This is a genomic window from Geobacillus sp. LYN3, assembly GCF_003064505.1.
Taxonomy (GTDB): Bacteria; Bacillota; Bacilli; order Bacillales; family Anoxybacillaceae; genus Parageobacillus_B; species Parageobacillus_B toebii.
In genome coordinates, this window is sequence record NZ_QCWL01000001.1 from 406,256 (window position 1) to 406,635 (window position 380).

Annotated in this window: 1 pseudogene; it reads right to left on the reverse strand. The window is 48.4% G+C overall.

Going from position 1 to position 380, the window contains the following annotated elements:
• Positions 1 to 116: 116 nt before the first annotated feature.
• Positions 117 to 380, reverse strand: a pseudogene (locus DCC82_RS02130) (UPF0236 family protein); the annotation flags it as partial.

Sequence of the window (380 nt, forward strand, 5' to 3'; positions counted from 1 at the left end):
GGTTCGCTGAAAACAGGTGTAAGTCATAGATTGGCGAACCATTTTTTTGAATTTTATCCGTAAGCGCTTTCGGACTCTCATCCCTTGCCATGACAGACCGATATGTATACCTTTTTTTACCATCCCTTGAGTTCAGACAGGGCATGATAGATCGGTGTCCCGGACGATTGCTGTAAATATGGCACGTTATTCCGCGTTACCTCCGGAAGAAGACGGCGGACGCGTTGTTTCGCCTTGTTCACGATCGTCTGTTTGGTAGATGCCGTTTCCTCCGCCGGATGCGACGATTCTTCTCCTAAACAACGTCTGAAAAGACGAATCCCATCCATCCGGGCAATCATTGCCTTGAAAAACGCCCTGAGTCCCTTGTCTGTCCAACT